Raw genomic sequence first — 11,504 nt, 5'->3', positions numbered from 1 at the left:
AATTACTACAAATGCAGGTAATCTTTTTTTATTTTTTAAAAAGGAATAGGTATTATTTTAGATTATAAAACACAAAAAAACCAGAACAAATTCATGCTCTGGTTTTACTATTTAATGCGTTAGACTGTTTTAAAATAGTCCAATATATGAAGCATCTGTTGTACCAGTTTCTAAAGTTGCACCTGTGGTATAACCATCTGGACTTGTAGAATTAGGATCAAAAATATAAACATTACCAACACCTCCTAAGGATGCTAATGCCATATATAATTTGCCATCAATAACACTTGCCCATTGGTACTGACGTAACCATAAATCTAATGGAATATTCATTTTAACGGCTGTTTTATTGTACACATCAATACGTACAATATCCCAATTAGAACTTGCATTATCACCTAAATCTGTGTTTAATACAGGTACATATCCAATACCATTGCCAACGTAAAACCATCCTGTATTTGCTTCAGCATTATAACCTAATAATGATTTTATATCAAATTTACCATAAGCCGTATCATAAGCACCATTGCTTATTTTCATAATAGAAGCGTCTCCGCTGGTTACTAATTGGTATGTATCTCCACTTTCATCTTTATGAGAAACTGGTGTTCTATAACCATTAGTAGAACCTTGGGCTAAAGTTGAGGTAATTGTAGTTTCATTTTCTAAAGAAGGATAATCTACAACCAAGGTTTCAATATTATCGTAAACCATTGTACCTCTTTCACCTGTTAAAGCATCATAAAATCGTTTCGCAACACCATAGTATAATTTTCCATTAGTAATTACTGGTGCATCAATACGGAAAGCATAAATACCTTCAGTAGATTCATCTTCACTATAAGGGAATTCAAATGATGAATTTTCTAAAACGGTCATTGTATTTAAGTCTACACGAGCCAAAGTTACTGTGGCTGTAGTTTTGATGTAGGGAGAAGTCTCGTCTTCAGGATTTTCATAAATGTTCTCGGTAGTGACGTTATGTAACATCGCGTAGTTCTCATCGATTTTTGTCCAACGTGGATATGCAGTTCCCATTACGGCTTGGATATCAGTTGTTAAAAGCAAATCATAGTTTTGTCCACTGACATAATCATACTTGGCAATATCACCACCACCATAATTTAAATTGTATACCGTTTCGCCATCATCAGATGTGTATAATCTTGCTGTACGAGTTGATGGTATTTCTTTACCAAAACCACTAAATGTAAATGTTTTGTCAGGATTATTAAGGTCTTCAACAGTGACTCCTTGAGTGTAAGTTTCTGATTCTCCTGTAGGACTTGAACCTATAACCAAGTGATATGGTCTGTAATTAGATTCAGATGGTCCTGAGCTTGGTACATCATCTTCACTACATGAAAACGTAGCTAAAGATAGGGCTGAAATAAAGGTAAAACGAAATAGGTTTTTAAAATTCATAAGTATTAAATTAAAAGTAATTATAAAATTGAAAATGTTAGTTTCCCATAAAACCCTCTTCCAGGTTTTTGAAGGGCATAATTGTCGAATAATTGATTGTTTAAAATGTTTTTTACATCAAAACTAAATGAGACTTTGTTTTTGGGAAATGTATAAGCAAAACCAGCATCAAAAGACACTTGGCTTGGAATTATTGTTTTTCCAGATCCACCAAGAACACTGCTACCTCTAAAAAATTCATGTACATATAATAAATTAGTATAGCTAGATAGTGTAGATCCTTTTTGAATAAGATTTTTGGTATTGAATTTTAAATTATAATTCATTGTAAAATACGGTGTGTTGGCTAGTCTTTCATAGCTTGGTGTAATTGGATTTCCATTAACATCATAAGTCACATTATAATCTCTAGCATTAAAGAACGAGGTATTAGCACTAAAGAAAAGTGCTTCGTTGTAGTTATAATTTAGAGTTAAATCAACACCTTCAGTATATATTTTCCCAACATTAGAGTTTGCAAAGAATTCTTCGTTACTACCTGTTGGCAGTTGCATAATTAAATCGTCTGTATCTCTAATAAAACCATTAGCAGTAACTCCAAACGTATGTTTTTTAAATTGTAAATTATCGTATGTAAAACCGAGGTTATAGTTGTTACTATGTTCTGGCTTTAGATTTATTGAAGCATTTAAATTTGCGGCTACATTTCCAAAGACTTCATTGGCTTCTGGTAACCGAATGGCTTTTTCGGCAGAACCAAATACAGTAAGTTTTGGAGAGAATGAATATGAAATTGAGCCTCCAAAGCCAAATTCATTAGAGGAAATAGTGTTTTCTTCAATAGATATTGTGGCAGTTGATGAATTTGAACTTCGTGTGCGTAATTTTGAAGTTCTATTCATATAATAAGATTTACCAAAAACCGAAGTTCTCAATTTCTCATCAAAAGCTTTATTTTCAAAAGAAACCGTTAAGATAGATTTTAAATATTCGCGTTCTTCTCGTAGTGCATTTTCAGCAGCAGGCAGCATTGGGTCGTCAGAATCTCGTGTAAAGGTGTTTAGTAAATGATTTAACTGAACAGTGTTATTATCATTGAGATGGTAAGCAACATTTGTCCGTGTATTAATGGTTTGATCAATATCTTTTTGAAGGGTTGGATTTCCTGCTTCTGCTCCAGTTGCCCATACATCAGGATCGTTATAATAACTCGTAGGATGTCCCAACCAACTGTATTGCGTAGCAATGGTATCTATAGTTTTTCTGTTAAGACGAGAATAAGACGCAAAAGCACTCACATCGAGGTTTTTAATAATATCTTCTTTTGCATAATCTAAACTATACATATTGGTGTTTTGCTCGGTAAATCGGTTACCATAAACAATTTCCATGGTGGCACCAGTTTGAATTTGTTGATCCATATTAGACAATAAAACACCAGCTAAAAGCTTATCTGCCCAAGGAACATGCGTGTAACCAAATTCGGCTTTTCCTCCTTGAGACCTATAGCGATCATGGAAACGCTTTGCTCGGATGTAAACATCTGGAGTTCCTGCAGAAAGTGCTACAGCAACTTGATCTCCCCAAACTTCATAATCGTTGTCTGCGTAGTTTACAAAGGCAGATCCTCTAGCAGTAAATCCGTTTTTATTATTTCTGAAACCGCCATTTACATCAGCTCTGTAGGTTCCAAAAGAACCAGCAGAAACAGATGCTTTTAATTCATTTTTGGTAATGCCATTTAATACCACATTAATAGCTCCACCCATGGCATCATCAGATAAATGCGGAGGAACAACACCTTTGTAAACTTCAATACGTTTTATTAACGATGGAGGAATACTATTTAAAGAAAACGACGGCCCAAAATTCCGAATGGGAACCCCATCAATGAAAACTTTTACAGAATTCCCAGTCATGCCATTTAAATTATAATGTGCATGAGAACCTAAACCACCAGATTGACGCACTCTAACACCTGCAGATTGGTCTAACAATTCGTTAACTTGTATGGATTGTATGGCAGCATCTTTAGTCTCAATAACGTTAACGGCAAAACCTTTTTCTTCAATTTTTTGCTGAACAGTTTTGGATCTCACCAAAACTTCATCTAAAGCCGCAACCTCTAGAGTCACATTGACCTCTTTGTTTTTTGAGTCTAATGTTATAGTAACGGTTTTCGGTTGGTCGTTTAGTGAATAAAATGAAATGGTGTATTCGCCATAAGGAATGTCCTTAAACGTATAAGACCCATTGATATTAGAGTTGGTTTCTTTGGTTATACTATTACCTTTTAAAGCTATAAATGTTGCGACAGCAGGTTCGTTAGAATCGTATTTTACTTTTCCGTAAAAATTTCCATTTTGACCAAAAGCAGAATAGCTTAAAAAAAGCCCTAATAAAACAGCGTATAAATTGAATTGAGACACCTAAAAATTTTTGACAAAAGTATCCTTATTTTTATTCATTCCAAATAAAAATAAAAGCTTTTGTGTTAAAATTTATGAGGACCTGATTAAAAACGGTGTATTGAAATAAACTGTTTTGAATTATTTGTTGTTTTTTGTGTTGATAATCAGTTGTATAATCATGTAAATACTCAAAGGTGTTGAGGCTTTTTGTAAGAGAAAAGAAGCCAATCGTTAAATGAGAACTATTTTTTTTAAATTTATGACGCAACCCTTTTAAACTTTTTACATCTACTAAATGAAAAAGGAAATAATTGCTATGAAAAACGCTACAATCAACTCTGAAGTTAGCTTTAGAGTTGCGTAGCGAATTTTTTCTAAATGTTTTAGTTAAAATTAAAATATTCAGATTTTTAAGAAGGTTAGTAAAGCATTTGGTGTTTCAGTTACCGTTTGTTTTTTCCTCAGTAACTGTAAAGCCGGTGTAGATTAGCGTATTATTTGTTTTAAGTTGATAGGTTAATTTAGTAAAGCACTTTGAATGTATTCAAGGTGCTTTTTTATGTTTTTTTTAAATCATTTTCAGTAAAAACAATACCTTTGCAACTTATTCTTTAACCTTAAAATTAGTATAGCATGCAACTGTACAATAACTTAAGTGCTAAAGAAAGAGCAGAACTTATTGAACAAGCGGGAAAAGAACGCTTAACCATCTCTTTCTACAAGTACGCCAAAATTAACAATACCGAAATTTTTAGAAATCATCTGTTTCTTGCTTGGGATCAATTAGAAGTCTTAGGAAGAATCTATGTGGCAAATGAAGGTATAAATGCCCAACTCTCTGTGCCAGCAGAAAACTTTGAGCCCTTTAAAAACCACTTAGACACTATTTCTTTTTTAGAAAACGTGAGATTAAATATTGCTATTGAGCACGATAATTTTGCCTTTTTAAAACTGAAAGTTAAAGTCAGAAATAAAATTGTGGCAGACGGATTAAACGATGCGTCCTTTGATGTCACTAATAAAGGGGTTCACGTTAATGCCGAAAAATTTAATGAACTCATAGAAGACCCAAACACCGTTTTGGTAGATATGAGAAATCATTACGAAAGTGAAATAGGCCATTTTAAAAATGCCGTTACTCCAGATGTCGATACGTTTAGAGAATCTTTAGATTTAATAGAAGAAGACTTAAGAGAACATAAAGAAGATAAAAAACTAGTGATGTATTGTACTGGTGGAATTCGTTGTGAAAAAGCGAGTGCGTATTATAAGCATAAAGGTTTTAAAAATGTGTTTCAGCTTGAAGGCGGAATCATAAACTACGTCAGACAAATTGAAGCTAAAGGATTGGAAAATAAATTTTTAGGCAAGAATTTTGTGTTCGACGAAAGACGATCTGAACGAATTTCAGATGATGTTATTGCCAATTGTCACCAATGCGGAAAGCCAGCAGATTTACATACCAATTGTGCTAATGAAGCATGTCACTTACTATTTATTCAGTGTGATGAGTGTAAAGCAAAAATGGAAAATTGCTGTTCAACTAACTGCATGGAAATAAATCAATTGCCTTACGAAGAGCAAAAAGCACTGCGAAAAGGCCAAGGTAATAGTAACGATATTTTCAAAAAAGGACGCGCAGATCATTTGCCTTATAAAAAAGACCTGCGGAATATTTTTGAAACGATGACATCTAAAAAATAGATAAATGTCATTTCGAGCTCAGTCGAGAAATCTATACGGTTATTTTTTATAGTTTTTTGGACCGCGCTCAATGTGAACATCAATTTTTTTCTATCATAGAGCAACAACAGCTCGCAATATCAAAGCAGACTTTAGATAACTCAATAAATAATATTATCTTTACTCATTAATTATTTACGAATCCTATATCTAGATTTTTAATACTTATGAATTGATTTTATTTCGTTTTAGCTTAAGTACGTCTTTGCAGAGTACGAAGAAAACGGATTAGTTCATATTCGGAATTTAGATTTAACATATATATTATTTATGGCTTGTAACAGTTGTACAACTGGTAAAGATGGCCAACCAAAAGGATGCAAAAACAACGGAACTTGTGGTACAGATAGCTGCAATAAATTAACTGTTTTTGATTGGTTAGCCAACATGTCGCTTCCTAACGGACAAGAACCCTTTATCGGTGTAGAAGTACGTTTTAAAAATGGCAGAAAACACTATTATAAAAACACAGAAAATCTTACATTAAGCATTGGAGACATTGTGGCAACACAGGCAAAGTCTGGTCACGATATCGGAATGGTTACACTTACTGGCGAATTGGTAAGCGTACAAATGAAGCGCAAAAAAGTAAAGCTTGACGACTCAGAAAATGTTTTAAAAATATACCGAAAAGCATCACAAAAAGATATTGATGTTTGGTCACAGGCTAGAGATAGAGAAGAGCCAATGAAGGTAAAAGCGCGTCAGTTTGCTATAGATTTAAATCTGAAAATGAAAATTTCAGATATTGAGTTTCAAGGAGATGGTAGTAAAGCTACTTTCTATTACACAGCAGAAGAACGTGTAGATTTTAGAGAGTTAATAAAAGTCTTTGCACGCGAGTTCAGAACACGTATTGAGATGAAACAAGTTGGCTTTAGACAAGAAGCTGCAAGACTTGGTGGTATCGGTTCTTGTGGTAGAGAATTATGTTGTTCAACCTGGTTAACCGATTTTAGATCGGTAAGCACTTCAGCGGCACGTTATCAGCAACTGTCTTTAAACCCTTTAAAACTTGCAGGTCAATGCGGAAAGTTAAAATGTTGTCTTAATTACGAATTAGATTCGTATTTAGATGCACTAAAAGCATTTCCGAAATCTGACACTAAATTGTACACTGAAAAAGGAAATGCAGTTTGCCAAAAAACCGATATTTTCAAGGGTTTAATGTGGTATGCTTATGAAGGTGAGTGGATGAATTGGCACATTATTACCACTGCGCAAGCCAATGAAATTATTGCAAAAAACAAGAAAAGAGAGAAAGTGACAAGTCTTGAAGAATATGCTGCTGAGCATATACAAGACACTAAAAACGAGTTTGAGAATGTTGTAGGTCAAGATAGTTTAACACGTTTCGATAATCCAAAATCGAATAAGAAACGTAAAAATAATAGGAACAAAAGAAATTCTAAGAACCGAAACAACAAAAACAACAACAAGAATAAAACTCAAAATCGAAACCGTAATCAAAAACCAAAAGCCAAATCCAATGCAAATACTAAGAAAGACTAATAAGTTGTTTTTGGTTGTTGTCGGCTGTCTTTTATTTACAAGTTGCGATTCCGACGCTGTGTTTGACGAGTATGCATCGGTTCCTAATCAATGGAACAAAGATTCTATCGCAACATTTAACTTTAAAGCACCAGATACTTTAAATGGATATAATTTGTATGTTAATTTAAGAAATACTGACGCTTATAAGTTTAGTAATTTATTTCTTATTGTAGAGATGAACTATCCTAACGGAAAGGTGGTTAAAGATACATTAGAATATAAAATGGCAGCACCAAATGGTGAGCTTTTAGGTACCGGATTTTCAGATTTAAAAGAGAATAAATTGTGGTATAGAGGCTATAAAGAACCGTTTGCGTTTAATGAAGAAGGTGAGTATACGGTTAACATTCAACATGCCATGCGAAACTATGGTGTTGTTAATGGTGTAGAAAATTTACAAGGTATAACTGAAATTGGTTTTAGAGTAGAAAAGGCTCAAAAATAGAGAACATGGCAAAAAAGAAAACAATGAAATCTAAAACAAAGACTTTAGATTTTTCAAAGTACGTACGTTGGTTTTGGATCGTATTTTTAGGTGGCATCCTTGCCGTAGTGTCTATATTTTTATTGGCATCTTGGGGTGTGTTAGGTGATATGCCTGACCCTTCTAGATTAGCAAATCCTGAAACAAACTTAGCAACGGAAATTATTTCTTCAGATAATCAAACATTAGGTAAGTTTTATTTTGACGATAACAGAACACCTATTGGGTTTGAAGATTTACCAAAAAACTTAGTAGATGCGCTAATCGCAACAGAAGATGTGCGTCATTATAATCATTCAGGTATTGATGGAAGAGGCACTTTGAGAGCCTTTGTTTTCTTAGGTAGAAGAGGAGGTGCAAGTACAATATCTCAACAGTTGGCAAGGCAATTGTTTATTGGTTTTAGGGATAAAGAAAGTACTACAAATGCTATCATACAAAAAATACAAGAATGGGTGTTAGCCATCCGTTTAGAGCGACAATATACAAAGGAGGAAATTATTGCCATGTACTTTAACATCTATGATTTTGGTAATAATGGAGATGGTATTCGTTCAGCATCTCGTATTTATTTTGGTAAAGAACCAAGAGATTTAGATACAAAAGAGTCAGCGATGTTAGTCGGGATGTTTAAGAATTCTTCACTATATAATCCTAGACCTCATAAAAACCCTGTTGGTGTTAGAAACAGACGAAATGTTGTTTTAGCTCAAATGGCTAAATATGATTATATCACAGAAGAGGTTAAAGATTCACTTCAAAAAACAGAATTAGATTTAAACTACTCACCAGAATCGCATCGAGAAGGTATTGCTACTTATTTTAGAGAATACCTCAGAGGATTTATGAAAGAATGGGCAAATAAAGAAGAGAACAGAAAACCAGATGGTACTAAATACGATTTATATACAGATGGACTTAAAATCTACACAACTATAGATTCTCGCATGCAACAATATGCAGAAGATGCCATTGGGCAGCATATGCCAAGGTTACAGGCAGAATTTGATCATCAGAATACACCTGACCGTAATAAAACAGCACCATTTTTAGAACTTAGTAGTTCTGAAGTTGATAAATTATTAAAGGACGGAATGAGACGTGGTGAACGTTGGAGAATTCTAAAAAATCAAGGAAAATCAGATAAAGAAATAGAAGCGTCGTTTTACGAACCAACAGACATGACTGTGTTTAAATGGATAGATGGTAAAGCTAGTGAGGTGGATACTGTTATGAAACCCTTAGATTCTATGCGTTACTATAAGTCATTTTTGCGACCAGGTATGATGTCTATGGATCCGCAAACAGGTCATGTAAAAGCTTGGGTAGGCGGAATGAATTATAGACATTTCCAATACGATATGGTAAAGCAAGGTAAGCGTCAAGTGGGTTCAACTTTTAAACCTTTTGTTTATGCTACAGCAATTGATCAGCTTCAGTTATCTCCTTGCGATAAATTTCCAAGAACACCTATTACTATTGAAGCCAATAAATTTGGAAACCCAGAGCCTTGGACCACTAAAAACTCGGATGGTAATTATTCTGGTGAGCAATCGCTAAAAGATGCTTTGGCGAGTTCAACAAATACTATTACAGCACGTTTAATGAATGAGGTTGGACCACAACCTGTTGTTGAAATGGCGAATAAACTAGGTGTTACTTCAGATATTTTACCAGTACCAGCTATTGCTTTAGGAACACCTGATATTAGTGTATACGAAATGGTGGCAGCGTATTCTACCTTTGCCAATAAAGGAGTGTATAATAAACCAGTAATGGTGACACGAATAGAAGATAAAAACGGAACGATTCTGTATCAATTTGTACCAGAAAGTAAAGATGTTTTAAGTGAAGAGGTAGCTTATGTAACGGTAAATCTTTTAGAAGGGGTTACAAAAGCAGGTTCAGGTGGTCGTTTAAGGACTAAAGGTGTTGATAAATACAATAAAATGTATCAGGAGGTAATGACTGGTTATCCGTATGAATTAACAAACCCTATTGCTGGAAAAACAGGAACCACACAAAATCAAAGTGATGGATGGTTTATGGGAATGGTGCCCAACTTGGTAACAGGAGTTTGGGTTGGTGCAGAAGATAGAGCAGCTCACTTCAGAACGATTACTTACGGTCAAGGAGCTACAATGGCATTGCCAATTTGGGGCTTGTACATGAAAGCTTGTTATGCAGACGAAACCTTAAATGTATCTAAAGGTGAATTTGAAAAACCTTTAAATTTAAAAATTGATATAGACTGCACAGCAACAGATGAAGGAGATATTATCGATGAGTCAGATGCTATTGAAAATATAGAGTTCGATTTCTAAGAACCCTTAAAAGTCACACCCTTATTTTATGACTATTAATTATAACTTTAGGACATAGTTTTGTATTTTTAAAAAGCAAAATATTTCTAAATATGATTAATAAAAAAGTGAACAATATTTCTGAAGCCCTTGAGGGTGTCAGTGATAATATGACCTTTATGTTTGGTGGTTTTGGTTTATCTGGAATTCCAGAAAATGCCATTGCCAACCTCGTAAAACGTAATATAAAAGGACTAACCTGTATTTCAAATAATGCTGGAGTCGATGATTTTGGCTTAGGTTTATTATTACATCAAAAGCAAATCAAAAAGATGGTCTCATCTTATGTTGGCGAAAACGATGAATTTGAACGTCAAATGCTTTCGGGCGAGTTAGACGTAGAATTAATACCTCAAGGCACACTAGCAGAACGCTGTAGAGCTGCACAAGCTGGTTTTCCTGCCATATTTACTCCTGCAGGATACGGAACAGAAGTCGCAGAAGGAAAAGAAGTACGAGAATTTGATGGTAAAATGTATGTGTTAGAACACGCTTTTAAAGCCGACTATGCTTTTATTAAAGCATGGAAAGGCGATGCTGCCGGAAACTTAATATTTAAAGGAACAGCGCGAAATTTTAATCCAATAATGTGTGGCGCAGCAAAAATTACAGTTGCTGAGGTTGAAGAATTAGTGCCAGTTGGTGAATTAGATCCCAATCAAATTCATATTCCAGGCATTTTTGTTCAGCGTATTTTTGAAGGAGAAAATTATGAAAAACGAATTGAACAACTCACGGTAAGACAAAAAGCATAGTTATGTTAGATAAAAACGGAATAGCGAAACGCATCGCAAAAGAAGTAAAAGACGGTTACTATGTTAACTTAGGAATTGGTATTCCAACACTAGTAGCTAATTATGTAAGAGATGATATTGAAGTAGAGTTTCAAAGTGAAAATGGCGTTTTAGGAATGGGGCCTTTTCCTTTTGAAGGAGAAGAAGATGCAGATATTATAAACGCAGGCAAACAAACGATAACAACATTGCCAGGAGCATCATTTTTTGATTCGGCAACAAGTTTTGGAATGATAAGAGGTCAACATGTTGATTTAACGATACTTGGAGCTATGGAGGTGTCAGAAAATGGTGATATAGCGAACTGGAAAATTCCCGGAAAGATGGTTAAAGGTATGGGAGGAGCAATGGATTTAGTCGCTAGTGCTGAAAATATTATAGTAGCCATGATGCATACTAATAGAGCAGGTGCGTCTAAGTTACTGAAAAAATGCTCTTTACCATTAACAGGTGTTGGCTGTGTAAAGCGAATAGTAACAAACATGGCGGTTATAGAAGTAACACCAAAAGGGTTTAAACTTTTAGAACGCGCTCCTGGTGTCTCAGTCGAAGACATCAAAAAGGCTACAGAAGGTGAATTAATTATTGAAGGAGATATTCCTGAAATGAAATTATAGGTAATACGGTAATACAAAAATTAGAGCCGCTAATATTTAGCGGCTTTTTTGTGCGAAAAATCGTTATATAATATGTTAAATGTTAAAAAATAATGTATTTCATCGATTTA

At 34.3% G+C, this 11,504-nt stretch carries 8 protein-coding genes; 6 read left to right on the top strand and 2 right to left on the bottom strand.

Going from position 1 to position 11,504, the window contains the following annotated elements; genetic code table 11:
* Nucleotides 1–129: 129 nt before the first annotated feature.
* Nucleotides 130–1,428: a hypothetical protein gene (locus tag K1X16_RS09235; RefSeq protein ID WP_195870239.1), complete on the bottom strand. Its 1,299-nt coding sequence runs from the start codon at nt 1,426–1,428 to the stop codon at nt 130–132.
* Nucleotides 1,429–1,448: 20 nt separating this feature from the next.
* Nucleotides 1,449–3,857 carry a TonB-dependent receptor domain-containing protein gene (locus tag K1X16_RS09230; RefSeq protein ID WP_225035876.1) on the bottom strand — a complete coding sequence of 803 codons (2,409 nt, stop codon included), beginning with the start codon at nt 3,855–3,857 and terminating at the stop codon, nt 1,449–1,451.
* Nucleotides 3,858–4,472: 615 nt separating this feature from the next.
* Between K1X16_RS09230 and K1X16_RS09225 the strand changes: the two genes are divergently transcribed.
* The 6 genes from K1X16_RS09225 to K1X16_RS09200 all read left to right on the top strand — a co-directional run bounded on the left by K1X16_RS09225 (nt 4,473) and on the right by K1X16_RS09200 (nt 11,394).
* Entirely contained in the window at nt 4,473–5,543 is a 1,071-nt protein-coding gene (locus K1X16_RS09225; RefSeq protein WP_195870237.1) for a rhodanese-related sulfurtransferase, read from the top strand.
* A 309-nt stretch (nt 5,544–5,852) separates the two neighbouring features.
* Nucleotides 5,853–7,094, top strand: coding sequence for a stage 0 sporulation family protein (locus tag K1X16_RS09220; RefSeq protein WP_225035875.1), 1,242 nt, complete (start codon nt 5,853–5,855; stop codon nt 7,092–7,094).
* Nucleotides 7,072–7,581 carry a gliding motility lipoprotein GldH gene (locus tag K1X16_RS09215; protein WP_195870235.1) on the top strand — a complete coding sequence of 170 codons (510 nt, stop codon included), beginning with the start codon at nt 7,072–7,074 and terminating at the stop codon, nt 7,579–7,581. Before K1X16_RS09220 ends, K1X16_RS09215 begins: the two co-directional genes overlap by 23 nt.
* 5 nt (nt 7,582–7,586) lie before the next feature.
* Nucleotides 7,587–9,944 (top strand): penicillin-binding protein 1A, encoded by a 2,358-nt coding sequence (locus K1X16_RS09210; protein WP_225035874.1) that lies wholly within the window; start codon nt 7,587–7,589, stop codon nt 9,942–9,944.
* A gap of 92 nt (nt 9,945–10,036) precedes the next feature.
* Nucleotides 10,037–10,738 carry a CoA transferase subunit A gene (locus tag K1X16_RS09205; protein WP_195870233.1) on the top strand — a complete coding sequence of 234 codons (702 nt, stop codon included), beginning with the start codon at nt 10,037–10,039 and terminating at the stop codon, nt 10,736–10,738.
* 2 nt (nt 10,739–10,740) lie between these two features.
* The gene (locus K1X16_RS09200; RefSeq protein ID WP_225035873.1) at nt 10,741–11,394 is read left to right on the top strand and encodes a CoA transferase subunit B; all 654 of its coding nucleotides are present in this window, start codon (nt 10,741–10,743) and stop codon (nt 11,392–11,394) included.
* Nucleotides 11,395–11,504 lie beyond the last annotated feature (110 nt).

Source organism: Winogradskyella sp. SM1960 (genome assembly GCF_020179375.1).
In the GTDB taxonomy this organism is placed as follows: Bacteria; Bacteroidota; Bacteroidia; order Flavobacteriales; family Flavobacteriaceae; genus Winogradskyella; species Winogradskyella marina.
Note: the sequence above shows the minus strand (reverse complement) of the source record. Positions and strands in the feature narration are given on the sequence as shown.

What these genes read in the sequence shown, in the direction of transcription:
- K1X16_RS09200 (WP_225035873.1), top strand. Translation starts at nt 10,741, where the DNA reads ATGTTAGATAAAAACGGAATAGCGAAACGCATCGCAAAAGAAGTAAAA.
- K1X16_RS09225 (WP_195870237.1), top strand. Translation starts at nt 4,473, where the DNA reads ATGCAACTGTACAATAACTTAAGTGCTAAAGAAAGAGCAGAACTTATT.
- K1X16_RS09210 (WP_225035874.1), top strand. Translation starts at nt 7,587, where the DNA reads ATGGCAAAAAAGAAAACAATGAAATCTAAAACAAAGACTTTAGATTTT.
- K1X16_RS09235 (WP_195870239.1), bottom strand. Translation starts at nt 1,428, where the DNA reads ATGAATTTTAAAAACCTATTTCGTTTTACCTTTATTTCAGCCCTATCT.
- K1X16_RS09205 (WP_195870233.1), top strand. Translation starts at nt 10,037, where the DNA reads ATGATTAATAAAAAAGTGAACAATATTTCTGAAGCCCTTGAGGGTGTC.
- K1X16_RS09220 (WP_225035875.1), top strand. Translation starts at nt 5,853, where the DNA reads ATGGCTTGTAACAGTTGTACAACTGGTAAAGATGGCCAACCAAAAGGA.
- K1X16_RS09215 (WP_195870235.1), top strand. Translation starts at nt 7,072, where the DNA reads ATGCAAATACTAAGAAAGACTAATAAGTTGTTTTTGGTTGTTGTCGGC.